The sequence below is a fragment of the Actinotignum sp. usb-actsch-213 genome, assembly GCF_059085665.1.
The window spans coordinates 24985-50587 of sequence record NZ_JBHNSQ010000083.1 but is presented as its reverse complement, the minus strand read 5'-3'; the positions used below and the strand labels follow the sequence as shown (position 1 = coordinate 50587).

General features: G+C 60.0%; 22 protein-coding genes and 1 tRNA gene. 5 read left to right on the top strand and 18 right to left on the bottom strand.

Translation table 11 applies throughout. From position 1 onward, the window contains the following. Positions 1-80: 80 nt before the first annotated feature. The 5 genes from pafA to AC5RK6_RS08960 all read right to left on the bottom strand — a co-directional run bounded on the left by pafA (position 81) and on the right by AC5RK6_RS08960 (position 6196). Positions 81-1451, bottom strand: coding sequence for a Pup--protein ligase (pafA, locus tag AC5RK6_RS08980; RefSeq protein ID WP_320757216.1), 1371 nt, complete (start codon positions 1449-1451; stop codon positions 81-83). 14 nt (positions 1452-1465) lie between these two features. Continuing rightward, positions 1466-1645: a ubiquitin-like protein Pup gene (locus AC5RK6_RS08975; protein WP_320757179.1), complete on the bottom strand. Its 180-nt coding sequence runs from the start codon at positions 1643-1645 to the stop codon at positions 1466-1468. A gap of 108 nt (positions 1646-1753) precedes the next feature. Then, positions 1754-3343 carry a depupylase/deamidase Dop gene (gene dop, locus AC5RK6_RS08970; protein WP_320757180.1) on the bottom strand — a complete coding sequence of 530 codons (1590 nt, stop codon included), beginning with the start codon at positions 3341-3343 and terminating at the stop codon, positions 1754-1756. Next, positions 3340-4986, bottom strand: a complete 1647-nt coding sequence (arc, locus tag AC5RK6_RS08965; RefSeq protein WP_320757181.1) for a proteasome ATPase — start codon at positions 4984-4986, stop codon at positions 3340-3342. The genes dop and arc overlap by 4 nt, the downstream gene beginning before the upstream one ends. A gap of 94 nt (positions 4987-5080) precedes the next feature. Continuing rightward, positions 5081-6196 carry a tRNA (adenine-N1)-methyltransferase gene (locus AC5RK6_RS08960; protein ID WP_435730863.1) on the bottom strand — a complete coding sequence of 372 codons (1116 nt, stop codon included), beginning with the start codon at positions 6194-6196 and terminating at the stop codon, positions 5081-5083. 64 nt (positions 6197-6260) lie between these two features. On the opposite strand from AC5RK6_RS08960, the gene AC5RK6_RS08955 reads away from it, so the two are divergent. Beyond that, positions 6261-7082 carry a RecB family exonuclease gene (locus tag AC5RK6_RS08955; RefSeq protein ID WP_320757183.1) on the top strand — a complete coding sequence of 274 codons (822 nt, stop codon included), beginning with the start codon at positions 6261-6263 and terminating at the stop codon, positions 7080-7082. A 53-nt stretch (positions 7083-7135) separates the two neighbouring features. On the opposite strand, the gene AC5RK6_RS08950 is transcribed toward AC5RK6_RS08955, so the two are convergent. Continuing rightward, complete coding sequence (locus tag AC5RK6_RS08950; protein ID WP_320757184.1) at positions 7136-8401, bottom strand: hypothetical protein; 1266 nt, start codon at positions 8399-8401, stop codon at positions 7136-7138. Between the two features lie 123 nt (positions 8402-8524). Continuing rightward, positions 8525-9346, bottom strand: coding sequence for an undecaprenyl-diphosphate phosphatase (locus tag AC5RK6_RS08945; protein ID WP_016442730.1), 822 nt, complete (start codon positions 9344-9346; stop codon positions 8525-8527). A gap of 142 nt (positions 9347-9488) precedes the next feature. On the opposite strand from AC5RK6_RS08945, the gene AC5RK6_RS08940 reads away from it, so the two are divergent. Beyond that, complete coding sequence (locus AC5RK6_RS08940; protein ID WP_320757185.1) at positions 9489-10445, top strand: aldo/keto reductase; 957 nt, start codon at positions 9489-9491, stop codon at positions 10443-10445. Here the strand turns inward: AC5RK6_RS08940 and AC5RK6_RS08935 are convergent. Further along, positions 10442-10846, bottom strand: coding sequence for a hypothetical protein (locus AC5RK6_RS08935; protein WP_320757186.1), 405 nt, complete (start codon positions 10844-10846; stop codon positions 10442-10444). The two genes, AC5RK6_RS08940 and AC5RK6_RS08935, sit on opposite strands and share 4 nt — an antisense overlap. A gap of 133 nt (positions 10847-10979) precedes the next feature. Then, positions 10980-11064 (bottom strand) — tRNA-Leu (locus AC5RK6_RS08930). A 199-nt stretch (positions 11065-11263) separates the two neighbouring features. Here AC5RK6_RS08930 and AC5RK6_RS08925 point away from each other — a divergent pair. Both AC5RK6_RS08925 and AC5RK6_RS08920 read left to right on the top strand, forming a co-directional pair. Next, positions 11264-13288 (top strand): M3 family metallopeptidase, encoded by a 2025-nt coding sequence (locus AC5RK6_RS08925; protein WP_320757187.1) that lies wholly within the window; start codon positions 11264-11266, stop codon positions 13286-13288. Between the two features lie 135 nt (positions 13289-13423). Further along, positions 13424-14494: a GNAT family N-acetyltransferase gene (locus AC5RK6_RS08920; RefSeq protein ID WP_320757188.1), complete on the top strand. Its 1071-nt coding sequence runs from the start codon at positions 13424-13426 to the stop codon at positions 14492-14494. On the opposite strand, the gene AC5RK6_RS08915 is transcribed toward AC5RK6_RS08920, so the two are convergent. The 4 genes from AC5RK6_RS08915 to imuA' all read right to left on the bottom strand — a co-directional run bounded on the left by AC5RK6_RS08915 (position 14491) and on the right by imuA' (position 20962). Further along, positions 14491-15051, bottom strand: a complete 561-nt coding sequence (locus AC5RK6_RS08915) for a hypothetical protein (protein WP_320757189.1) — start codon at positions 15049-15051, stop codon at positions 14491-14493. The genes AC5RK6_RS08920 and AC5RK6_RS08915 overlap by 4 nt on opposite strands. 154 nt (positions 15052-15205) lie before the next feature. After that, positions 15206-18457 (bottom strand): error-prone DNA polymerase, encoded by a 3252-nt coding sequence (locus AC5RK6_RS08910; protein WP_320757190.1) that lies wholly within the window; start codon positions 18455-18457, stop codon positions 15206-15208. A gap of 2 nt (positions 18458-18459) precedes the next feature. Next, a complete protein-coding gene (locus AC5RK6_RS08905) occupies positions 18460-20202 on the bottom strand; it encodes a DNA polymerase Y family protein (RefSeq protein WP_320757191.1) in 1743 nt (580 codons plus the stop codon). Beyond that, on the bottom strand, positions 20174-20962 hold the full coding sequence (gene imuA' / locus AC5RK6_RS08900; RefSeq protein WP_320757192.1) for a DnaE2-dependent mutagenesis accessory factor ImuA': 789 nt from the start codon (positions 20960-20962) through the stop codon (positions 20174-20176). The genes AC5RK6_RS08905 and imuA' overlap by 29 nt, the downstream gene beginning before the upstream one ends. A 115-nt stretch (positions 20963-21077) precedes the next feature. On the opposite strand from imuA', the gene AC5RK6_RS08895 reads away from it, so the two are divergent. Then, positions 21078-21551, top strand: a complete 474-nt coding sequence (locus tag AC5RK6_RS08895; RefSeq protein ID WP_320757193.1) for a tRNA (cytidine(34)-2'-O)-methyltransferase — start codon at positions 21078-21080, stop codon at positions 21549-21551. 90 nt (positions 21552-21641) lie between these two features. Here AC5RK6_RS08895 and AC5RK6_RS08890 read toward each other — a convergent pair whose 3' ends face one another. The 5 genes from AC5RK6_RS08890 to AC5RK6_RS08870 form a co-directional block, all read right to left on the bottom strand. Beyond that, positions 21642-21938: a helix-turn-helix transcriptional regulator gene (locus AC5RK6_RS08890; protein WP_016442720.1), complete on the bottom strand. Its 297-nt coding sequence runs from the start codon at positions 21936-21938 to the stop codon at positions 21642-21644. Positions 21939-22106: 168 nt separating this feature from the next. Continuing rightward, a complete protein-coding gene (locus tag AC5RK6_RS08885; protein ID WP_320757194.1) occupies positions 22107-22964 on the bottom strand; it encodes a TrmH family RNA methyltransferase in 858 nt (285 codons plus the stop codon). A gap of 139 nt (positions 22965-23103) precedes the next feature. After that, positions 23104-24195: an SPFH domain-containing protein gene (locus AC5RK6_RS08880; RefSeq protein WP_320757195.1), complete on the bottom strand. Its 1092-nt coding sequence runs from the start codon at positions 24193-24195 to the stop codon at positions 23104-23106. A gap of 64 nt (positions 24196-24259) precedes the next feature. Then, the gene (locus AC5RK6_RS08875) at positions 24260-24682 is read right to left on the bottom strand and encodes an NfeD family protein (RefSeq protein ID WP_016442717.1); all 423 of its coding nucleotides are present in this window, start codon (positions 24680-24682) and stop codon (positions 24260-24262) included. 116 nt (positions 24683-24798) lie between these two features. Next, entirely contained in the window at positions 24799-25584 is a 786-nt protein-coding gene (locus AC5RK6_RS08870; RefSeq protein WP_320757196.1) for an ABC transporter ATP-binding protein, read from the bottom strand. Between the last annotated feature and the right edge of the window lie 19 nt (positions 25585-25603).

The window sequence follows — 25603 nt, the reverse complement described above, 5'->3', positions numbered from 1 at the left end:
GCGGTGGCCGCTACAGCCCGCCAGCGCGGTAGCGGCCACCGCGATGCCCGCCAGGATCGTTCGGTATCTCACGGGGTGCCTCACGCGGTGATCTCCTCGATAAGTGCTTCGACCTCGGGGTTTTCAGTGGCGAGTGGGTCGTTGAGGACCACGCTGGAATTCCCATTGGCCTCCATGAGGCGCAGGGTGGACCAGTCCACCGCCACATCGCGCCGGGCTCGCCGCGCCGCGGCCAGGAAGCGCCCCCGTAGCGCGGCCCGGGTGGTTTGCGGCGGAACCGTGATGGCTCTGGCAGCGCGTTCGGGCGCGATAACACGGTGTAGGAGCCCGGATTCTTCCATCCGGTCGCGCAAACCGCCCGCGGTGATATCGTGATATGCCAAATCCAGGCGTGCCACTCGGGCATCGCAGAGTTTCGCCCCGGTGCGTTCCCGGTAGCGGGTGAGGAGGGCGAGTTTGGCAGCCCAGTCGATTTCGGTGGCAATAGTGCTCGGATCGCGGCGTTCCACCGCGTCAATGGCGCGCTCCCACAGCTCGAGGAGATAGCGCCGGGTGGGATCGAGCTCCGCTAGGTATCCTTTCCGATCCAGGTGGTTCATCGCGGCTTCATACATTCGCCGCTGTACTGAAATCGGATCGGTCAATCCGCCGCTGGCCAGTTCCAAATTAGCTCGCCCCGATAGGTCCGCGCCCGTGATCCGGATAGCGTGCATGGGGTCGGCGAGTTCCAGGTCCGGAAGGATTGCGCCTTCTTCCACGAGGGTAAGGAGAGCTTCGGTGGCCGCGACTTTGAGGCCGGTTGTTGCCTGGGAAATATTGGAATCCCCCACGATAACATGCATGCGCCGGTAGAGTTCCGCATCAGCGTGGGGTTCATCGCGGGTATTGATCATGGGCCGGGACCGCGTGGATGCCGAAGAGATAGCCTCCCACATTTGGTGGGAGCGTTGGGAAAATTCGTAGCGTACCTGCCCGTCTTCCCCGCGGTGCAGGCTACCGGCTCCCGCTACGATCTGCCTGGTCACGAAGAAGGGGATGAGCCTGGCAATGCGCTGGCGGTAGTCAGGGCGCCGGTGCACCATGTAGTTTTCGTGGCACCCGAAAGAGTGCCCTTCTGAATCAACATTGTTTTTCAGGAGGTGGATGGCCCCAGGTACGCCGTCGTCCTGTAATTTTTCATTGGCGCCTTTCGCAAGTCGCGCAAAAATGAGTTCTCCGGCGCGGTCGTGGGCGAGGAGGTCGTCGATATTATCGCATTCAGCGGTGGCGTATTCCGGGTGGGCACCCACGTCCAGGTAGAGGCGTGACCCGTTTTCTAGGAAGGTGTTCGTTGACCGATGCAGGGCCAGTACCGGCGCGAATAGCCGCTGCGCGGATTCTTCGGCATCCAGCGGTGGGCGTGTGCCGCGTTGCGCCGCGCAGGTAATCCCGTACTCGGTCTCAATGCCCATAACGCGACGGGGTATCACTGTCCGCCTTTCTGTACGAAGCCCTGTACGAAGGAGGACGCGTTGCTTTCTAGCACGGCGTCAATATCGTCGAGCAGCGCATCGATACCAAAATCTTGATTTTGCGCCTGCGGGGCGTCCACTTCGGTATGTTCTTCCTGCCGGCGTTGGGGCTGCAGGAATTCTTGACTGGACATTTCTTCCTTCCTCTTCTCTGGTAGTGATGTTCACGGGTGTCCGGATGCTGCCGGCCGAGTTTGCGGCCGAGGCAGGATGCCGGACCGGACGCGTCGGCAAGGTGTCCCCTAGGAACCCGCCGCGGTGAGCGCGGCAATAACATCGTCTATCGTGTGTGCGGCGGTCAGGGTAGCTCCCAGCCTTGCTTCGTTCGCGGCATTCGGATCGGGCAAGTTGAGACGATGAAGCTGGCCGGCGCTATCGCGTAGCAGCACGCTTGACCAGCTGGCCGCGGCCACCTGATCGGAAAAGCGGGAAATGAGCTGCCCGCGTAGGTAGGCGCGGGTGGAGCCCGGGGCCTGCCGGGTAGCCTTGGCTATCTCCGCCTCCGAGAACAGCTCCTCTACCCGCCCCGCGGCCCGTAGTTTCGCTACGATGGAGCGTTCGGGGCGCACATCATGCCATTGCACATCGAGGGCGCGCAGCTTATCCGAATCCCAGCTTCCCCCACCGCGTTCACGTAATTCGTTGAGAACCTGGTATTTCGCTACCCATTCCACCTGGGATGCGGCGGAAAAAATATCACGGGACAGCAGATCAAGAACATTTTGCCACCGCTCGAGGATCTCGGCGGTATCCGCGTCCACCTCACCGTGTTCGGCCAGCGCATCGCGCACCGCATCGAGGTATATCTGTTGAATCTCCAGCGCGGTGCGCGGTTCGCCTTCGTGCACTTCGAGTTTGGTGGAGAGAGTGGGATCTTGGGATACCGTCCACGTGAGCGGCACGGGATTATCCATGATGACCGATTCCAGCCCGAGAGGCACAGCGTCACGTTCTAGCATCCACAGCACCAGCGAGGTGGTCCCCACCTTGAGCAGGATAGACACGTCAAATTGGTTGGCATCTCCCCCGATGACGTGAAGGCGCCGGAAGCGTTGCGCCGCCGCGTGGGGTTCATCGCGGGTATTGATAATGGGCCGGTTGAAAGTAGTTTCCAACCCGATGTCATTTTCCACGTAATCGGCGCGTTGTGAAATTTGGAATCCGGGCTGTTCCGAGCGCGGGCCGAGCCCCACGCGGCCGGTGCCGCACAGAATCGGCCGGGTCACGAAAAAAGGAATGAGGTAGCGGATGATCTCCGTGAAGGGCAGGGAGCGATCAACCAGGTAGTTTTCGTGGGAGCCGTACGCCGCTCCTTTTCCGTCCACGTTGTTTTTGTAGATGGCAAATTCGCGGCCGTTTTTGCGCAACAGCTCGATTCCACGCCGCGCGATAAGCTCTCCGGCGCGGTCCCAGAGCACGGCTTCGCGCGGGGTGGAGGTTTCCGGCGAAGAATATTCCGGGTGGGCATGATCCACGTAGAGACGCCCGCCGTTAGTAAGAACCGCGTTCGCGGCGCGCGGGCGGCGCAGTTCTGCCTCATCTTCCGTTAGAGGTGCGACGACGACGCCAGCTGGCGGGGCAGGATTTTCAGGATCATCGGTGAGCTGAGAAGGGTCCGCCTCCTCCCGGCTCATCCGGAAACCGCGGGCGTCATTGAGGGGATCTTCTCCGGTGTAATCCCAGGCCACCGGGCCGTGCGTGCCGGCCCCTTCCCCGGCATGCCCGTAGGTTTCTACAAAATCAGCCGAGAGCACCACAGGATTTGCCCGCAGATCAGCGGGTTCCATAATCCCGAATTCTGTTTCCAGGCCGATGACTCGACGTGCTGTCACCGTGGTTCCTCCCCTGTTGTGTTCTGCGCGGGCGGCACACTTGGTTGGGCATGGCCGGACGCACGTGCCTGGCGTGCCTGATCACTCTGGCGTGGCCGCACCGCCACGATCCGCTCCCCGCGGTTTTTACCGTTGACTTTGGCCCATTCATCCGGGTTGGAGATCTGGTCCAGTTCCGAGCTATCACGGGCTTCGGCATGCACGGCGGCGATAGCGTGCTGCGCGGTAATTCCGCGCGCCCCGGTTGTCAAATACGTTTTGATAGCTGCCTTTTTCGCGCGATCAACGATGCCGGCCAGGAGGGCCCCGGAAACAAAATCGGCAAGATAGAGAGTTTCTTTCCGACCCGATGCATAGGTGACATCCACGAAGCGGTTCTCCGGTGATGCCTCGAAAACCTTATCCGCGATGAGGCGGGCCAGATGTGCGGCGGCTCCCGCCCCACCACCGTAGGCCTCCACATCGGCTGGTGTATAGGGCAGATCAGGCGTGAGGTACTTGGAGAGAATATCCACACTCCCCGCGTAATCGGGGCGTTCTACCCGGATTTTCACGTCGAGCCGGCCGGGCCGCAAAATAGCCGGGTCGATCATATCTTCCCGGTTGGAGGCGCCAATAACGATAACGTTGGAGAGTTGTTCCACCCCGTCAATTTCGGCCAGCAGCTGGGGTACCACGGTTGTTTCCACATCGGAAGAAATCCCGGAACCGCGGGTGCGGAACAGGGCTTCCATTTCGTCGAAGAAAATAACAACGGGAATACCCGAGGAGGCCCGATCGCGGGCCCGCGAAAAGATTTCGCGGATCTGGCGTTCGGTTTCCCCCACGTATTTATCGAGGAGCTGCGGGCCCTTGATATTGAGGAAGTACGAGGAGGCTTTCGCCACTCCTTGGGCACGCGCAGCATTCTCCGCGAGAGAGGTGGCCACCGCTTTCGCGATCATGGTTTTCCCGGTTCCCGGAGGCCCGTACAGCAAAATTCCCTTGGGTGGGCGCAGGCCGTGCTCCCGATAGAGGTCGGGTTGCTGGAAAGGCAATTCGATACTGTCGCGAATTTCCTCAATCTGAGCATCCAAGCCACCAATATCCGCGTAGGAAACATCCGGGACTTCTTCGAGTAAGAGGTGCTCAACATCCGGGCGTTCCACTTTTTCTACCAGAAATCCGGTTTTTAGATCCGCCATGCAGGTATCCCCGACCCGCAGTTGCGCAGCCGAAAGCTTCCCGCCGATGCGCAGCACTTTTGTTTCATCCGCGTGCACCCGCACGAGTACCCGCTGGGGGTCCAGCACGAGTTCAACAGCAACGAGTTGCCCGATATTTTCGTAGCCTCCGATGCCGACCACTACGAGTTCTTCATTGAGGCGTACTTCTTGGCCGGGGCGCAATTGTTCCAAAGCAACATACGGGGACACGGCCACATTCATTTTCCGGCCGCCCACGAGGGCATCAATGGAATGATCGGAGGAATGCCCACGAATAAAGGTGGCGAAGGTAGCCGGAGGCCGGGAGAGGGAATCGAGTTTCTCCCCCAATTCCTGGATGCGTTTGCGGGCGGCGACCAGCGAGGTGGAGAGCCGTTCATTTTTCTCACGCAAGGACGCGATTTCGGCAAGAGCCGCGCTCGACTCCGGTGTGCTCATGGCTTCCTTTCTGATCGTCCCTTTATTCTAGGACAGGCCTACCTTACCGCCCACCCCGGGAGATAGCATCCCGGGTGCCCGCACGGTTAGGTCACTAGTCCTCGACGTGCTGTGCGTGCTCCACATCCCGTCGCTTGGCCACTTCCCGTGATTCCTTCGCGTGCCGTTGCTTTTCCGCTTCGCGGTGCGCGATTTCCGCCGCGATTTTCTCCGCTATCTCGCGGGAATGTTCTCCCGGAGTGGAGACCCCGCTTTCTTCTACATCCGCCCGGTGTGCGAGATCGCGGCGGACCTTACGAAGTTTCTTTTCCGCAATAGTGCGTTCTTGAAGTGGTTCAGCTTCTGGGTTTTCCCAGGGCATGGGTTCGGCGTAGGCACCCTTAGCAGGTCGGGATGCCGGAGAAAGCCGGGTGGGCCCCGCTAGCCGGCGCGCCACAATGAGGAAACCGGTATGCGCGACCATGCGGTGGTCGGGGCGCACCGCGAGTCCCTCTAGGTGCCAGGTGCGCACCAGGGTTTCACTGGCCTCAGGGCCGGTGAAAAGTCCGGTGGCTTTGAGATCTTCGGCGCAGCGGGAGAGCTGCGTTGTGGTTGCAACGTAGGAGAGGAAAACGCCGCCGGGTACCAGAGCCTGCGCGGCCGCCGGAATGATTTCCCAGGGAGCGAGCATATCGAGAATAACGCGATCAAAACCGGCCGGGTGATCAGCCAAAATATCAGCGGCTTCCCCGCATTCCACCCGCCAATTATCTGGCCGCTTACCCCACCAGGACACCAGGTTGGCCTGCGCAATCTCCGCGAATTCCGGGCGTCGTTCCGCGCTCAGAAGAAATCCTTCGGCTCCTACCGCTTGGAGCAGAGAAACGGAGAGAGCACCGGAACCCACCCCGGCTTCAAAAACTCGCGACCCGGGGTAGATATCCGCGGCGTGGATGATTTGCGCCGCATCTTTCGGGTACACAATGGTGGCCCCACGCGGCATGGAAAGCACGTAATCGCTCAGCAGCGGGCGCAAAGCGAGGAATTCACGGCCTTCCTCAGTGGTAATGAGGCTACCTTCCTCTTGTCCAATAAGTTCGCTGTGGCGGAAAGAGCCCCGCGTGGACTGGAAATAGCCATCAAGCGTGAGATTGATGGTGTAATGCCGCCCTTTAGGATCGGTGAGTTGCACGCGTTCACCGGGGCGGAAGGGGCCTCGTCGTAATGTCATTCCTCCAGTGTAGTTTGTCCTTGCGATAGATTTTTCTGTCGCAGCGAGTTGTTAAAGTGGAAGCATGACTCGTCACGCCGCACTATCACCATCACGTGCCAAAGATTTCAAGCAGTGCCCGCTGCTCTTCCGTTTCCGGAGCGTTGATCGCCTGCCCGAAGCCCCTTCCCTCGCCGCGCTACGCGGCACTCTCGTGCATTCGGTTTTGGAGTACCTGTACGCCGCTCCGCAGCAAGAACGCACCGAAGAATACGCTCAGTCCCTCCTTCTCCCGCGCTGGGAAGCCCACCTGGAAAAGTCCCCGCAGGATGCCGATCTTTTTGAGTCCGCGGATGCGCTTTCGGAGTGGCTGGAGCAGGCCCGCGCTCTTATTAGCAATTATTTCCACATGGAGAATCCGCAGTTTTTGGCACCGCGGGATCGGGAGAAGTTCATCAATGCCCGCCTGCCTTCCGGTTTGGCCCTACGCGGAATCGTTGATCGTATCGATGCTGCTCCCGATGGCGCCTTGCGGGTGGTGGATTATAAAACCGGGAAGTCACCGCACCCGCGCTACCAGAACGAAGCACTGTACCAGATGCGCTTTTATGCGCTGATTTTGGAGCTGACGGAAGGGCAGCGCCCAGCCCGTACCCAGCTTGTCTACCTCAAAGATGGGCGCACCCTCACCTATGATCCGCTCCCGGAAGATACCCGGCGTATCGCCTTGGATCTGGAGGAAACCTGGCGGGCTATCGCCGCGCGCCTGGATTCCGGGGAATTCGAACCGCGTACCTCCCGGCTGTGCGATTGGTGCTATTTCCAGCAGATCTGCCCGGCCTACGGTGGAACTCCCCCGCCGCTCAGCACAGAGGGGGTGGAGCACATGCGCACGGCACATAGCTAAATAGCGTGGAGCTGGATTCGGCAATTAGCCACGCAGGGAACTGGGGTCGCTAGCTAGCCAGCAAGCAACTGGATACCCAGAAGGGCATCGACCGCGCGCACTACCTGCCCCGCATCGGGCGCTCCGGATGCCGCCCAGTCATCCAGGATGCGCAGGGCTTGCGGAGTGTCCAGATCATCGGAAATAGCCTCAATGACTGCCCGGCAGGTGGGAGCCAGCTCAGGCTCCGCGGGCATATCGCCCGGCTCGGCGGCCACGGACTTTCCAAGCGCGTTACGGGCTGCCTGCTGCCAGGATTCCAAACGTGCTTCGGCATCCCGGAGCGCACTCGCCTCGTATTCCCAATCCGAGCGATAGTGATTCGCCAAAAGAACCAGCCGAATGGCATTCGGGTGCGCACCTGCCGCGGTCAACTCCGAAACTCGAACCAGATTGCCCAGCGACTTGGACATTTTTTCACCCTGGTAGGCCACCATACCCACGTGGAAGTGGATATCTACCCGGCCGCGATCATCGGTCATCTCCCGCAGATGACTCTCGCTCATTTCATGGTGCGGGAACAGCAGATCACGCCCGCCGGCCTGCACGGTGATATGTTCCCCCAGGTAGGTACGGGCTATCAGCGCGCATTCCACATGCCAGCCCGGCCGCCAGAACCCGGGCTTCTCCCCCGCGGGCCTGAAGTCATTGCCACGCACACCCTTCCACACCAGCGGGTCCAGGGTGCGGCGTTTGCCGGGGCGAGTTGAGTCGCCACCGTGCTCGTCAAAAATCTGCTCGAGATCCAAATACTCAAATACCGGCGCGGCGGCAAAACTCGGATCGCGGGTGAGATCAACATAGATATCTTCCGAGCCATCCCCATTGGGAAGTCGGTACGTGAGACCGCGAGCCTCAAAATCGCGGACGACCGCCTCCACCTCGTCCAGCACCTCGGACACCGCAACCCAGTTACCGGGCGGGACAACCCGGAGGGCATCCATATCGGAACGGAAAAGCGCTATCTGAGAATCGGCAAGTTCACGCCAATCCACCTGCGTTTGCTCGGCGCGTTCGAAAAGCGGATCGTCGATATCCGTGATGTTTTGGGCATAGCGAACCGGAAGTCCGGCCGCCAGCCAATACCGCACCAGGGTGTCGGCGCTCACGTAAGTAAAAGCATGGCCCAAGTGGGTGGCATCGTAGGGTGTGATTCCGCAGGTATAGAGGGTAGGGTGCCGCGTTTCTACCCGGCAAATGTCCTCATTATCAGAATCGTAAAGGTTGAGGTCCGGGGTGAATCCCAGTGGTGGTACCTCCGGGCGTGTCCAAGTCTCCATCTGGTTATCCGTTAGTCTCCTACTTCACAGGTCCTCCCCGCGAGGAACCCACGCACAGTCTACCCAGTACGCCGCTAGCTCTCAGAGAACAGCCGTGCGAGGCGAGCCGTCACGGCGTCGTCGTTAAAAAACAGAAAGCGTACCGGTGCCCAGCAGCACCACCACGAGTACCGCCAATCCAAGACGATAGATCACGAATGGCAGGTACGAACGCGTGGACACCAAACGCAAGAACCACACGATCACCGCGTACCCCAAAACGAAAGAAATTACCGTGGCAAGAATCGTGGGCCCGGCCGGAATCGAGGCGTCTCCGGCGTATTTGACCAACTGGTAGAAACCGGAGAGCAGCACCGCGGGCACCGCCATGAGGAAAGATACCCGTGCCGCAGCTTCGCGCGTATAGCCGAGGAGTAGCCCGGTGGTAATCGTTCCGCCCGAACGGGACACTCCCGGAATAAGCGCGAGAGCCTGCCCGAAACCGAGAAGCAAACCGTCACGGTAGCTCATATCGCGCAGCTCTTTACGCTGGCTCGCCCATCGATCTGCCAGCCCGAGGAAAATTGCGAACAGCGCCAACACAGCCGCGGTGATATAGAGATTACGCAGCGACGTCTCGATGGTATCCGCGAAAAGGAGGCCGAGAATGCCAATCGGAAGCGTACCAATAATGACCACCCAGCCCATCCGTACATCCGCGTCCGTCCGTGCCACCCGCCCGGTCCACGAACACAACCACTTCCGGATGATGCGCACAATATCTTTCCAGAAATAGCAGAGGACCGCTGCTTCGGTGCCCAGTTGAATAATCGCGGTGAAAGCCGCACCCGGATCTCCCCAGCCGAAAAGATCACCGATAATACGGATATGCGCCGAGGACGAAATCGGCAAGAATTCCGTAAGCGCTTGCACAATGCCAAGAATGGCTGCTTCTAGATAACCCACGGGGCCTAAGCATAGCGGGCGGGGCGCGCGGGCACGGGGAAGTGTCCGGGCACTGTCGGCCGCGTGCCTCGATAGCCGCTACTGTCGTCGCGACCAGCAGAGCGCGGCGGCGCTGTACAGTGCGGTGGTTTAGAGTGGAGCCATGGATTATCGTGCGGTTGGTACCAGCGGACTTCTTGTATCCGCTCTCGGCTTGGGAACGCTCACGTGGGGTCGTGATACCGATGAGGACGAGGCCCGCGGGCAGTTGCGTGCTTTCCTCGACGCGGGCGGCACCCTCGTGGATACGTCACCGGCTTTCGGTGATGGCGCGGCAGAAGCACTGCTCGGCTCCTTGCTTAGCTCTTTTTTTGGCGACGCCGCCGCTCGCTCCCAGCTCGCTATCTGCACCCGGGTAGGTTTCCTCGATAATCCAAGCGGTCCCGCCTATAGCGTATCGCGGGCCGGTATTGAACGTTCCCTCGAGGCATCTCTCTCCCGGCTCGGTATCGAAACAGTAGATATCGCGGTGGCAGGCGGCCCCGATGGCGTGACCCCGGATGAGGAAACTGCTATGGCCCTGGCCGGGCTGGTAACGCACGGTAAAGCTCGCTACATCGGAGTATCGGGTTATGAACCCTGGCGGGTAGCGGCGATGCACACCCTCTTGCGCGAACGCCACCTGCCTCCGCTGACCGTGGTAGAAGAAGAGTATTCGCTTGTGGAGCGGAGTGTAGAAAAATCCACGCTCCCCATGTGTGAAGCTATGGGGATCGGGCTGCTCGCCACCTCAGCCCTCGGGCGAGGCGTGCTCACCGGGAAATACCGGCACTCCATTCCCGCCACCTCGCGGGCTGCCTCCGATCACCTTGCTGCCTTCATCGCCCCCTATTTGGCTGAAAGGCCGCGCCGGATCGTGGAGGCAGTAGCTAAAGCTGCTGACGGGCTGAACTGGAATCCCGCCGAAGTTGCGCTGGGATGGCTCCTAGCCACCCCGGTGAGCGCAGCTCTGGTGGGCGCACGTACCGCCAGCCAATTAACAAGTCTGCTCGGGGGAAACCTAGCGGGTGGTGAGGAACTGCCCGATCTGGTGATCGAGGCACTCAACGATATTTCTTAGGAGCGAGACCCTGCCGAGTCCTCATCCTCTTCATCATCGAGACCGGGATAATCGTCCTCATCATCCTCGTCGTCATCATCCTCGTCGTCATCGTAATCAACGTCCGAATCGTCATCATCGTCGTCCAGATCGTCGTAATCATCGGTGTCGTAGAGGTAGTCCCCGGAATCGTCATCATCATCGTAGAAATCGTCACTATCGTTATCGAAAACATCCAGCGGTGTTTCGACATCAAAATTCGTGAAGATGACGTCATCGTAAATGGTGTAAGCATCCGCCAGCTTATCGGCGGCTTCCAGCACCGCGGGAGCTTCCGGGTCATCAGCGGTAGTAGCCGCCTGGTGGAAATCCTCGAAAGCACCGATGAGACGGTCAAGCGCAGCGCGCGGATTCGTAGCCATGGCCCTAGAATACCCCGAAAGGCACGCGATTAGCTAACCTCTTCGGCACCGGGTCTCTCCACAGAGTAGGCCGGCAAAACACCGGGCATGCGAAAAGCCCCGGAAGTTGGTATTTTCCAGGGCTTTCTCACCGTGCGCGGAGGGGGACTTGAACCCCCACCCTCTATACGAGGACTAGCACCTCAAGCTAGCGCGTCTGCCTATTCCGCCACCCGCGCGGTGATTGCCATTCAGCACACCGTGCTGAGCAACAGAGAAGAATCTACCAGGCCCGCGCCCGTTTTTTCAAATCCTAGGGCCGGGACATGGTGTGATTCCACTTACGCACCCTGGTGCGGGTTCTGGTGCGGGCCCCGCCGGTACTTGTACGCGGGCCACGCTAGTACTTGTTCGGCCCGGCCCGCTACCGTTAAGCCTATGAGTACTCTCTTACCTGATTTTTCGCATGTGATCCCGGCATCTCAACTTGCCACGGTCCTTGATTTGATGGAGCACCAGCGCGGCGTCGTCGCCTCTCTTCTCGAGGTTACAGATGCGCCCACCGTTGATAATTTCCTGCGCCCCTTTGAGCTTTCCGGCGCGCAACTCGAGGTGGAAGCCTCGATTTTCTACACCTATTGTTCCTCGATTGGCGGGGCGGAGTGGGATCGTGTTGAGGCCGAGCTCAGCCCGAAAATGACCGCACACGAGGACGCGCTGTATATGGATCCGCGGTTGTACCGGCGTTTTGAACAGCTGTGCCAGGCGGATCTGGATCCGGAAACCGCGTATACCGCCCGCGAGCACCTCAAGCGCTGCCAGCAGTCCGGTGCCGGGCTCGATGAAGCGGCCCGGGGCGAACTGGCGACTATCAATAACCGCATGGCCAAACTTTCTACCGAGATCGGTCAGCGCATCGTGCAGGCCGGCCTGGATGATGCGGTGGAATTCACCGAAGCAGAGCTGAGCGGACTTTCGGCTTCGCAGCGCGAAGGCTTGGCCGGGGAGGCCGCCGCGGCGGATAGCTCGGCCGCTTATCTTGCCACGCTGCGTCTTCCCACCCAGCAGCCCCTGCTCGATAATTTGGACGACGCCGCAGCCCGTACCCGCCTCCTGGATGCTTCCCTGCGGCGCTGTGATGGCCATGACGCGGCTACCGATACCCGCGAGTCCATTCTGGAACTGGTGCGACTGCGGGCCCGGGCGGCCAAGCTGCTCGGCTACCCGAACCATGCCGCCTACGTGGCCGCGAATTCTTCGGCCGGGACGCTGGAGAATATCGATGCGCTCCTCTCCCCCATGATGGCCCCCATTGCCCGCAATGTTGCTGCCGAAGCTGAGGAGCTGGCCGCTTTCGTCAAGGAACGCTGGGCGAAGGATAGCTTCACCGCTAGCGATTGGGTGCGGGCCCAGAACCAGGCGCGTGCCGAAAAGTTCAGCATTGATGACGAGGCCCTCACCCCGTATCTCGAGCTCGATAATGTGTTGGAAAAGGGTGTTTTCTACGCGGCGAATAAGCTTTATGGCCTGACTTTCACCCGCACCGAAGAACACGGGTATACCGATGACGTGGTCGTCTGGAAGGTCACTGAAGAAGATGGCACCTTCCTCGGCTACTTCCTCGGTGATTACTACGCGCGGCCCGGTAAGCGCGGGGGCGCGTGGATGCACGCTATCGTGCAGAAGTCCGCGGAGGGCGCCCCGGCTTCGGTTATCTGCAATAACCTCAATATCACCAAGCCGGCTCCCGGCGAGCCCACCTTGCTGAGCTGGGACGAAGTGGAAACCGCCTTCCACGAATTCGGGCACGCCCTGCATGGATTCCTCTCCGACGTGCGTTGGCCCTCGGTGGCCGGAACGAATGTTCCGCGCGATTTCGTGGAATACCCCTCCCAAGTCAACGAGATTTGGGCGCGGCATCCGGAGGTACTCTCGCGCTACGCTCGCCACTACCAGACCGGGGAGGTTCTTCCCGCCGCCCAAACTGAGGCACTCGTTGCCTCGCGCGGCTACGGTGCAGGCTTCCGCATGTGCGAAATCGAGCAGGCGGTGCTCCTGGATCAGGCCTGGCATCGGCTCAGTGAAGCCGAAGTCCCCGCAAGCCCCGCGGACTTCGAAGCTTTCGAAGAGAAGGCTTTGCGAGCCACGGGCGTCCAGCATGAGCTGGTGCCCCCGCGGTACCGTAGCGCCTACTTTAACCACGTTTTCTCCGGTGGCTATTCTGCCGGGTACTACTCGTACACCTGGTGTGAAGCCCTGGACGCGGATACGGTGGCGTGGTTCCAGAACGATGCCGCACGGGAAGGCGATCTCGGCCTCAATCGGGAGGCTGGCGAAAAGTTGCGTCGCGAGGTTCTCTCGCGGGGTAATTCACGTGATCCGAAGGAGTCTTTCGCGGCGCTCCTCGGGCGGGATGTCGATGCCACCGCCCTGCTCAAGCGGCACGGCCTGGTGGAAGCCTAAGCTCTGAGATCGGCTGCTTCTCGCGGTGCTTCTAGGATTCCGTGAGGAGCGTCGGGAACTGGCGCGAGGCCCGAACTGTCTGGCGGTTCGGGCCTCGCGTTTTTGTAGGCTTGCTGGCCTGCGTACACTAAAGCCATGCAGGAGTTCACACTAACCACGCCGTCGTACTTTCTCAGCGCTCCGCGCCCCGCGGATGTTCCCGCGCTGGCCACGATATGCGCAGATCCGGATATTCAACGCTGGACCACGATTCCGGCCGGGTATTCGCGCTCTGATGCCGAAACTTTCGTCACGGAGTTCGCGCCGCAAAAATGGGCAGAAGGTTCACCGGTGTGGTTGATCCGCCACAACTGTGCATCAATACCGCTGGGATGTGTTCAGGTGGATGTAGCAGGGAACGGACGCATCGGTCGGCTCGGTTTTTGGGCCGCCAAAGAGGCCCGTAATACCGGGATGGTGACGGAGGCCGTTCGCGCAGTATTGGAATACTTCTTCGATAAGACTGATCTTGCCGCCATGCATTGGGATTGTGAAGTGCAAGGCTCGGATATTAATTGGGCGTCGGCGAAGATCGCGTGGAAGCTCGGTTTTTCCTTCGTTGGTATTCGCCCGGCGGCCACGGTGAATAAGGGCGAGGTCCATGGTTTATTCCAGGCAACTCTCCAGCGTGGGGAGGCCATGGAGCCTGCGCATGCCTGGTTTGGTCCCAGCGAGAAGCATCCGGCTTTTTCCGATCCACGCCGGCCGGAGGATCTGGTACGGCAGTTCCACGAAACATACGCTCTTCCTATCGTCACCGACGGGCCGAATGCGGATCGGCCGCGCCTGCCGATGCGTATGTCCCTTATCGCCGAGGAATTTACCGAATTGGTGACAGCGGCCTACGGTAGGGCGGCTGGTGAACAGATCAGCACAGCTTTTGCGCGCGCTGTTGCTCTTGATGACGAGAGCCGCGATATCGTTGAAATTTCTGATGCGCTCGCGGATTTGGTGTATGTCATCTACGGGATGGCTTTAGAACTGGGTATTCCGATGGCGGATGTGCTTGCCGAGGTGCAGGCTTCGAATCTATCAAAACTGGGGGCGGACGGCCGGCCGATCTATCGGGAGGACGGCAAAGTTCTCAAAGGCCCGAATTTCTTCAATCCGGATATCCCGCGTGTTTTGGGGCTGTCTCCGCGCAATTCCTCGGAGAACTCGCGCTAATCGAGATTCGCTCCTGAGGTATCAGTTTCGGTGGTTCCCGGTACGTGCGGTTGTCTCGCTCCGGGCGCAGTATTCTCTTCCGGAGCACCCTGCTCGGGGCTAGCTGCGTCGTCGTCAATAATGGCGTCTTCAATGTAATCGCTGAGGCTGGCGGAGAGAATATTTTGAGATAGCACGTCGATCCGCTTGGAAATCTTGCGCCGTTCGGTGAGTCGCTGGGGGCGAGCCATCGCGTCAAGGACGGGAATAGCCCGTTCAATAGAGTCGAGTTCTGCACGCCAGGCCGCAGCTTTTTCGGCAATTTCCGGAGTGTTAGCCGAGGCGTAGAGATAGGTAACGTGCTCCTTGAGGATCTCGATGCGGCCTGCCAGACTGTGCGATTCCCGCTCGTTTGGGTTTTTCCCGGCAAGCTGATGCATACGATTCTGGAGTTTGGACACAATTTGCGGATTCTCGCGGATGAGGGCGCGTAGTTGCGGTCCGTAGCGCGTGATCACGAAAACGATGGCGGGGCCGATCCGACGCGCAAGCCGCAACAGTGCCCGATATTTACCCATTACCTTGTGCCTCCAGATTCTGTGCGGGTGATGCTCCGGGTAGGGAGCAACTTCAGTTATCGTATCGATTGTTCACGGCCGGTTGCGTTCTTTTCGCTAAGAGGTTTTAAGCGACGACGCCGATACGTTTTCGCTGCCAGCTTCGCCGCTGCGGCTAGCGGAAATCCCGGGAGGGAAGGTTGATCCCCAGCGGGATCGCTGTGATTCCATCCGCGTGGAACACTGCGGCTCCGCCATCACGTTCAACCATTCCGCGGATGACCAGGGCGTTCGAGGTGCGCGCAATCTCCCGGTATCGTTCCCACAGCTGCGGGGTAATGAGGACGTTGAGCATCCCGGTTTCGTCCTCAAGGTTGAGGAAGGTGATGCCTTTCGCGGTATGGGGACGCTGGCGGTGAGTAACAAGCCCGGCCACTTTGCACCGGCTTTTTTCCGGATGCGTGGACGCTGCGGCAACCGTAAGAATTCCACGCGCGCTAAGAGCCGGGCGAATAAATTCCGTCGGGTAGGAGTCGGGAGAAATACCGGTAGCGCGCAGATCCGCATGAGCTTGTTCCACGGCGGTGAGTTCCGGGAACTCCGGTACCGCTCCGAAAGGTTCGGTTCCGGGAATCGCGGGCTGATATGTGGTGCCCCGTGCGATATCAGCATTGCTCACGGCTTGGGCAATCCAGACACCTGCCCGTCGGCTCAGCCCCAGACTATCCGTGGCTCCGGCGCGGGAGAGAATTTCGATATCCGCTGTTTTCAGCCGGGCTCGCTGCGCCAGATCCGCGAGGTCACGGAAAGGCGCGTGGGAGCGGGCCGCGAGAATTCGCTGGACTGCTGCATTCCCGAGGCCCTTGATGCTCGTGAGCCCGAGCTGGAGGTAGCGCTGGCTATCCACGTGGACACGCGGGTGTTCCCGTTTCGGATGCGGCTCCGTATCGCACAGTTTTTCCACACTTGCGTGTTCTTGCGAACGCGTGACATCCGCCCGCCGCACCACGAGGTGATGCCGCCGCGCATCGGCAACGAGGGATTGCGGGGAGTAAAAGCCCATCGGTTGCGCATTCAGCAAACCCATATAGAACTCTTCCGGGTGGTGAACTTTGAGCCAGGCGGAAGCATAAACGAGGTAGGCGAAGGAAAAGGCGTGTGATTCGGGGAAACCGAATTCGGCGAAGGCGGCGAGTTTCTCATAGATTTCTGCGCGCACCACCGGATCAGCTATCCCCTGTTTTTCCATGCCTTCCATGAGTTGGCCGCGCAGGCGTTCCATGCGGGCAGCTGAGCGTTTGGAGCCCATGGCTTTGCGGAGTTGATCGGCCTGCGCGGGGGTGAAGCCCGCGGCGTCAATGGCAATATGCATGAGCTGTTCTTGGAAAAGCGGCACCCCCAGGGTTTTTTCCAGCGCGTTTTTCAGGAGTGGATGGGGATAGGTAACTTTTTCTTTGCCTTGTTTACGCCGAATATACGGGTTGACGGATCCACCTTGGATAGGTCCGGGTCGGATGAGAGCCACCTCGATAACAAGGTCATAGAAGCATTCGGGTTTCAGGCGCGGCAGGGTAGCGATTTGCGCGCGAGATTCCACCTGGAACACTCCGACGGTATCGGCTGCTTGGAGGAGCTTATAAACGTCCGGATCTTCTGCCGGCACATTGTGCAAGCTGAGGGGGTGGCCATTAGGAGCCAGAATTCCGCGGTGCGCGAGTTCGGTGAAGCTGATACGCAAGGCGGTGAGCATTCCGAGCCCGAGAAGATCGAATTTCACGAGCCCGGCGGTAGCGCAATCATCTTTATCCCATTGCAGTACTGTTCTTCCGGCCTTGGAGGCCCAACCTACCGGGCAAACGTCAATGACCGGGCGGTCACAGAGCACCATTCCGGAGGAATGAATACTAAGATGCCGCGGGAGCCGCTGTATCCGAGTAGCCAACGTGGCAACGCGTTCGGGCAGCCCGGCTGGCTGGAGCTGTGCGCCACTGCCCGAGCTGATACTGCGATGGTGGAATGCTGATGCCCACTGGTCGATATGGCCCTCCGGATATCCGAAAGCCCGAGCCACATCGCGGAGAGCAGAGCGGGGCCGATAGGAGATAACATTGGCAACCTGGGCAGCGCGGGAGCGTCCGTACCGTTCGTACACATGCTGGATGACTTCTTCGCGGCGTGAGGATTCGATATCTATATCGATATCGGGTGGCCCCGAACGCCCCGGAGATAAAAATCGTTCAAAAAGCATGGAGTATTTCACGGCATCTACGGCGGTGATTCCCAGGGCAAAACACACGGCAGAATTAGCTGCGGAACCGCGACCTTGACACCAAATATCACGAGAATGGCAAAAGGAAACTATTTCTTCAACGATGAGAAAGTATCCGGGGAACCCTAAGGTGGTGATGACCTCAAGTTCGTGCTCAATCACTTCCCAAGCCCGCGGGTATTGCGCGGGTGTTCCGTAGCGTTCGCGGGCTTTACGCATCACCAGTTCCCTCAGCCATGTGGCTTCGGTATATCCTTCCGGGACTGGGAAAGGTGGAAGATTCGGCGCGACGAGGGAGAGGTCAAAGGCACATTCCGCTGCGATGCGAGCCGCGGCTTCTAGGTAACGTTCACGCCCGCGGTGCAGAATACGCAAGTCCTGGCCGGAGCGCAGATAGCTTCCGGCGGCGGGCAGGTAGGGATCTATCTCATCGAGAGTGCGGCGGGCCCGGGTGGCCGCGAATATATCGGCAATCGGACGGTCCGCGGGACGTGCATAGTGGATGTTTCCGGTGACCGCCGCGCGAATCCCAGCTTCCCGGGCCAGATCTTCGAGAAAATCACACCGCTGCGCATCAAGAGGCCCGGCATGGGAGGTAAGTTCCACAACGACGTTATCTTTCCCGAAGGTATCGATAAGTAGGGATAGTTCCTGCCGGGCCGCGCTGCGAGCCCAGCTGCCTCGCTGGGTATCAAGGATTCGGCGGAGTGCGCTTTTCCGGCAGCCACCGGTGAGAACAAGAATATCGCCATTATTACGCGCAAGCTGAGTTAGAGTATGGTGCGCGATTCCTTTCGCACCGCTGGCGAGCATAGCGTTTCCGATACTGCGGGAGAGATGCTGGTATCCGGCCGGGGTTCGGGAAAGGAAAACAAGATGGTCACCATCCGGATCCGGACCTTCGCGCATCTGAGTACTGTTCAACGTTATTTCGGTGCCGGTGATGGTGGGAAGGCCGGTATCCCGCCCAGCTTGCGCGAGCTGCATGACACCTGGAAAACCATCGTGATCGGTAAGAGCTAGGGCTTCGATACGCAGATCTAAGCAACGGTGCACGAGATCTTCGGGCAAGCTAGCTCCGTCGAGAAAACTAAAAGCTGAGTGAGCGTGCAGTTCCGCGTATGGCACATAGGGAGAGCTGCGAATAAAAGTGGTCATGGCTAGATGTAGCTGGCAGCAAGATACCAGCACTCCTGTTCTGCGTAGAGAAGTACAGACCCGGCGGTGGTGACCGCCTGGATATAGGCACGCCGGGTAGCGCGTGCCCACCAGCGCTGTTCACTAACCCAGGGGCCGGCGTAGTCGAGCACCCTGAGGAAACCTTCCGCACCGAAAAGAGGGTGGAGCGATGCGGTGGGAGGTCTGGTGCTACCCGTAGCTGAGGTGGCACCGCCGAATACAGCAGCACTTCCGACACCTGGAGCGGCATGTTCCGCGGGCAAAGCCGCACAGACAGTAACGGGAAAGGGATGCCAGCACTCCCCCGGGCACTGCAGCGCGGTGGTAGCGGCAATGGCAAGTGGTTGCCCGCAGGCACACAGTACAGTCACCGGATAGGGGGTGCGCAGGAGTTGTACCGGAGCGGGTTCGGGCAGCCGGCCCGGCCAGGGAAGCTGAGCCCGGGAGGTATCTACCGCCTGGCCCCAGGGAATTTCTTGTATATCTTCTTCGGGGAGGCGCCCGCCCACCCTGCGGGGTACCCGCACGTATTCTTCACCGAGGAGACTTTGGAGGCGGTGAGCCCCACGAGCGGCCGCCGCATCGCTGGCGGTGCGCGCGCCCCAGAGGGGCGCCGGATGGTTGCCCACGAGGGTAATATCCCGTGCTATCAGCTCTAATTGAGTAATACCTCCGCGGTTTTCCACATCGGCCGCATCGGCTTCCACATCGCCATCACCGCCGGGACTTCCCGCTAAGGATTCGTTGTTTTCCCGAGGCTGCGCTATCCAGGCGGAGATTTGCCACCGCACCCGATCCACCACATCTTCTTGGGTGAGGAGTTCGAGGTGCCAGCTGCGTGTCCTCACTTCTCCGTGTGCAGCATTCGCCCGAATATCCAGGCGAGCAGAACCGGCCGCGCCGGCACGCATTTTTGTTTCGAGCTGCCCGGCGAGATTACGCGCGGCAAAGGCCGCATGCTCCGCGTGAGTGAGAGGAGGATCAAAGGTGGCTACCACGGATATATCACGCGTACCCGGAGTTGATTTATGCGCGGGTAGGGTGCGCGCTGTAGCCAGGTCCCACAGGTATTGCCCCATATTGCCGAAACGCGTGACAAGGGAACGCTGCCCCAGCCCGATAGCATCAGCGATAGTAGTGATACCCAGATCATGAAGTAACTCCACACAATCGCGAAGCGCGGGGCGTGTTGCTGGTGTCGCGGCAAGAAGAAAAAGTGAGATCGGTTGGCTGGCCAGCGCCTGTTCCGAAGCACCCGGAGCAATAATGCGCGAAGTGCGAGCTGCCCACAAGCTAGGAAGAGTTCCTTCCGCGATTCCAACCCGGACTTCGCACCCGGCGGCATCAACAATATCTCCCACGAGGTTTTCACACAGGCGTTCTTCTCCCCCTTCGGTACGCGCCGGCCCCGCCGCTGAAAAGATAACCACCCCCGGTTCCACCAGCGAAAAACGCGCCACTCTAGTGGAGATAGCACGCAGCACCGGATCGAAGAAACGCAGTTCACGCGCCCCATCACGTTGAATAACCTGGCATTGAGGTACGAGAGATTGCAGCTGCCGGGTAGACATATCCACCCGGGCGCCTTGCTGCCAGGCCCAGATATTGAGACTGGCCACCCGATGGCGTTCCACAACAGCTACGGGAATTTCTCTGCTAACGATCCCTGCCATTTCCGCCGCGATGATGGGCCAGTTAGGAACCCATACCGTTGCCTGGCGCATTAATTTTCACCCCTCCCCGCGTACCGTTGACGGGTACCAAACGGAGCCCGCCCCCGGTAACCTGCCCGCGCGGAACCCGGGGTGCCGGAGTAGCTTCGCGTACAGATGGCACCGCACGCAGGCCCGCGGCCGGATGCCAGCCAGTAGCATCCCATTCAATACGCAGGCGCGCACCGTGCCCGGAGCGAAGCTCCACAGTGATATACGCTATATGCCCGCTTCCGTTAGCCGGGCCCCTCACCGATTTATAGCGCGCATTCACCCGATCCCGAACCTGCCAATTTTCCGCAATAAGAAGCGTTTCCCGGTTACGTGCCCGCTGTGCAAGCCGGCGCTGCTCCCGCGTATCTAGGCGCAGCGCACTCCCCACAATCACCACGTCAAAAAGATCAATAGCGGCTGAAAGGACTGCCCCGCTCCGCGCCGGCGGGAGGTAGGGAATAGTAACAATCCGATTGAGATCACTGCCTAACCCGACGCAGGCCTCCCAGCCCATATCAGGCATACCCAAGTAGATGCACCACGCGCCTTGTGCGCTCACCAGGGAGGCTACCAAGGCCAGTGCAATACGCGAACCGCTGACTCCGAGCGTCATTCCCGGGGCGAGGCCCCGCGGAAAAAGCGGAGAAAGTTCCGGGGGAAGATCCCAGCCTTTCCCGCCCGACTGCGGTTGTACTTGCGGTTGCGAGCCGGCTAATCCCACCGCGGATTCCGCCCGGGCAAGCGCGGCCCGCGCGGCCGCTAATTTCTGCGCCCTCATAGCACCCCCACAACATACTAGAACACGTGTTCGATTTTACGGTACGGCTTTACTCTACCGAAGGGATACGACACAAAAATCGCGCGCGAAATTCTCAGGCTAGTACCCTAGATGGGTGCTTCATATTGTTTTCTTCGAGCCGCGCATTCCTGGTAATACCGGCGCGGCCATTCGCCTAGCGGCGTGCACCGGCGCCACCTTGCACCTGATTGAGCCCCTCGGTTTCGATTTCTCTGACGCGCATCTCAAACGCGCCGGCTTGGACTACCACGACCTCGCCAACCTCGTTATTCACCCGAATTTTGAGGAGTTTCTCACCAGCGCACCCGATGCTCGCATCTTTGCTTTTACCGGACACACCCAAAATAACTTCGCCGAAGTCTCCTACCAGCCCAACGACTATCTCCTTTTCGGGCCGGAACCAACCGGCTTGCCCGCGCGCGTCGTCGCCCACGAACGTATCACCGCGGCGGTGCGCATACCAATGCTCCCCCACCTACGATCTCTTAATCTTGCTAATGCGGCATCCATCGCCGTTTACGAAGCCTGGCGTCAGCTCGGATACCCCGGCGCCGCCCAATTTTCCTAAGGTATTTCACTGACGCATCCCAGCGTAACGGCCCGCGCCTTATGTCCGGTATATCAAACTACCTCACACCAACGCTGGCCGGGACTCAGGCTACAAGCCCTCCTCGCGAAGCGCCTGATCGTAGAGGCGCTCGGCTTCACCGAGGAGTTCCCCGGCGGACATTTCGAGCGCTCGGGCCAATTGGAGCAGTGTGCGCAGCTGCGGATTAGATGGCTTTCCGGTTTTATGATCGGAGCGCCCACTTTCTAGCGATTGCAACGTGGTGCGGTTGAGATTGGCGCGCAAAGCGAGATCTTCTTGCGACATTCCCAGGCTTTCACGCCGGTCACGTACTGTTTTCGCCAAGCGCCACGCGACGAGCGAATCAATTCGGGAACTGTCCTGCACCCTTCCACTTTCGTCGTGCGTAGCACCTTCTTTCCACCGGGTATACCCGGCATTAACAGTAATTATTTTCTCAATTAGCCGCTCTACGTGCCGCTTCGTTACGCTCCGCTTCTCTCAGTGACTCTTCCGCCCCGGGGCAGTATCAGCACGGGCCCGCTTGCTTCTGCCTCAGTTGCGGGTGCGCAGCGCCCAGCAGGCCACCGCGCTCGCAGCAGCCACATTGAGGGAGTCCACGTGCCCGGCCATGGGAATAATGACCCGGGCATCCGCGCTCGCGACGGTGCGTGCGCTCAGGCCGTCCCCTTCCGTTCCGAGAATAAGCGCGACCCGCGAATCCGGGGCCAACACATCAGCTCGGTTCGCAAAATCGTCCAGAGTTTCGGCGTCGTCCTCCAAAGCTAGGGCGGCCGTGAGGAAACCGAGACCGTGCAATTTTTCGATACTGCGCGGCCATTCGTGGATCCGCGTCCACGGCACCTGGAACACGGTCCCCATGGATACTCGGACCGAGCGACGATACAGCGGATCGGCACAGGTATCGGTCACCAGCACCGCATCGACCCCGAGTCCGGCGCAGGAACGAAAAATAGCGCCCACATTTGTGTGGTCCACCAGGCCTTCTAGAACGACGACGCGCCGTGCCCCGCGCCCCTCGCGTGCCTGCGATAACAGCGTTGCCACATCGGCCAATTCCGGGCGGTGCATCGCGGCCAGGGCACCCCGATGAACTTTGAAGCCGGTTACTGCCTGGAGCATCTCATCGGTACCCACGTAGATGGGCGCCGCCGCTCCGTCTGCCTCCCAACCGCAGCGTTCCAAGCAGGATTGCAAATCCGGGAGCCAGCGGGGGGAGGTGAGAAAGGAGCGCGGCTGGTGGCCGGCCTGTAAAGCCCGCTCAATAACTTTCGTTGATTCGGCCATATACACTCCCCGCTCGGGTTCGAGTAAGCGGCGCAGGTGCACATCGGTGAGCCGGAAATAATCATCGAGTTCGGGAGCGGCAACGTTATCGAGGTAAATCAACACATAGCAAGCGTGCCACCGCGTCGGTACCGGATACAAATCACCGGGGCCGCCCCGCGCGTTTCGCACGCTGGGCGGCCCCGGTCAGTAATCCTGCGCAGGCTCCGCAACTTTACGCCGCGGATGAGCTCTCCTTATGTGCCTAGTTCTTCGGGATCTGGGTGGGATCGGAAACGGAACCGCGCGCATCGTCAACAGCTCGATTGGCTTCTCCGCGCGCATCTGCCAGCGCCGAATCAATATCGGGGAGGGTTGTTTCCTTGAGAACATCCGCTACATCGGCCGCGTTCTCAAAATCGACCCCGGTGGGCCCTGTCGGGCCGGGTTCGTCTCCCCCGCCGCTACGGCCGCCGCCGAAACCCTTCTGCACCGCATCGAGCGCGGCGGTGAGCTCGGTAGGAACAATCCACAGCTTCGAAGACTGCGAATTAGCGATCTGCGGCAGCGTCTTGATGTATTCGTAGGAGAGCAGCTTCGGATCAGCATTGCCCTTGTGGATAGCGTCGAAGACTTGGAGGATAGCGCGGGACTCACCCTGAGCCTTGAGAACAGTGGCCTGAGCTTGACCTTCGGCCTTGAGAATAGCGGATTGTTTTTCACCTTCAGCGGTCAGAATCTGGGATTGCTTAATACCTTCCGCGGTGAGAATCGCGGCACGGCGGTCACGTTCCGCCTTCATCTGCTGCTCCATCGCACCCTGGACCGTGGCCGGCGGATCAATCGCCTTCAACTCCACGCGCGAGACGCGAATGCCCCAGCGCCCGGTAGCATCGTCCAGCACGCTGCGGAGCTGATCATTAATACGGTCACGGCCGGTGAGGGCCTGTTCCATATCCATCGTGCCGATAATATTACGCAAGGTGGTTACGGCCAGCTGCTCAATACCCGTCATCGGGTCGGCAATTTCGTAAGTTGCGGAATACGCGTTCGTCACCTGATAGTAAATAACCGTATCAATGGAGACGTTGATGTTATCGGAGGTAATAACCGGCTGAGGTGGGAAGGGCACCACCTGCTCACGCATATCGATGCGCTGGCGTACCGCGTCGAAGAACGGCACCAAGAAGTGCAGCCCCGGTTGCAGCACGGAGTGGTAGCGTCCCAGGCGTTCCACAACTACCTGGTAGCCTTGCTGCACCTTGATGACGGAACGGAACACCGCCACCACCACAAGGAGAAGGAGTAAGAGCAGGAGCACGCCAATAATCGTGCTCGCGTTGAGATCAACATCCATGATTGTTCCTTTGTGCCGCTAGGCGGCCTCGGTGACTTTTCGGTGATACCTGAGTAGATACAATTTACGATTCTGGTGTCACGATTGCGGTAGCACCGTCAATTGCTTGTACAAGTACGACGCCGCCCTCCGGGATGCGCCCCGCAGCGGTACGCGCACTCCATTCATCTCCACCAATTTTCACGCGCCCGCTGCGCTCGTTAATTTCCGTGAGCGCGTATGCCCGCCGACCCACCTGCGCTTCCACATTGCCGACGGCAGCTCCGCGCGGATTGACGTGGCGGCGCGCCCAGGGGCGCGCGAAAAGCAAGAGAATAAGAGCGAAAACCCCGTAGGCCACAATCTGAATCCACAGAATCTCTGTTCCCAGGGCCACACCCGCGGTAGCCAGGGCAGATAGTCCCAGCATAAGGAAAGTGAAATCGAGGGTAAACATCTCAACAATTGCGAGTGCCAACCCGGCGATGACCCAAATTTGCCACGTCATTGTTCTCCCTTTCCTGAGAGTTCCGTACCGCCGGTTCTCCGACTCCGGGCCTCTTCGTCCTCTGGTGCCATGCTACCGGACGCACTGTGCCTCGGATATACCGAGCGCCAGATCCCTTAGCGGGCAGCGCGCGCGGTATACCGACCCGCGTTTTCCTCCACCTGCAACGGGTAATCAAAAGTATCCGAGAGGCGCGCGGAGGTTAAAACCTCCGCTAGCGGCCCGGCCGCCACAACATTACCCGCTTTAAGAAGCAGCATATGGGTAAATCCAACCGGGATTTCCTCCACGTGGTGGGTGACCAGAAGCATGGCCGGGGCGTATACTTCCCCGGCCAGCCGCGAAAGGGTAGCCAGCAGGCGTTCGCGCCCGCCCAGATCCAGGCCCGAGGTTGGTTCATCCAAAATGAGGACTTCCGGATTGGGCATGAGGGCCCGCGCAATCCCTAAGCGTTTACGTTCCCCGGAGGATAGGTGCGTGACCTTGCGTTCCTCAAGGTCACGCAAACCGAGCCGGCGCAACATGGCACGGGCGCGGGCGTCATCTGCGGCGTCGTACTCTTCATTCCACGCGGCTAGGTGCCCATACGCGGCGCTGCGCACCGCCTGGAAAACCGTTTCACCACCGGGAATACGAGCATCAATCCCGGCCGAGGTCACGCCCACGGCGCTGCGCAGTTCCCGCACGTCCACCGTGCCGAGGCGTTCGCCCATGAGCTCTACGCTTCCCGAACTGGGGAAGAGTCGCGCGGCAGCCACCTGTATAAGCGTGGTTTTCCCGGCGCCGTTCGGCCCGAAAATCACCCAGCGTTCCCCGGAATTAACATCCCAGGATACCGAGCGGAGAATTTCCGTGGCCCCGCGGCGTATCGTTACATCTTTCAACGACAGCACGTCACCCATGGTTCTAGAATAGCGTGCT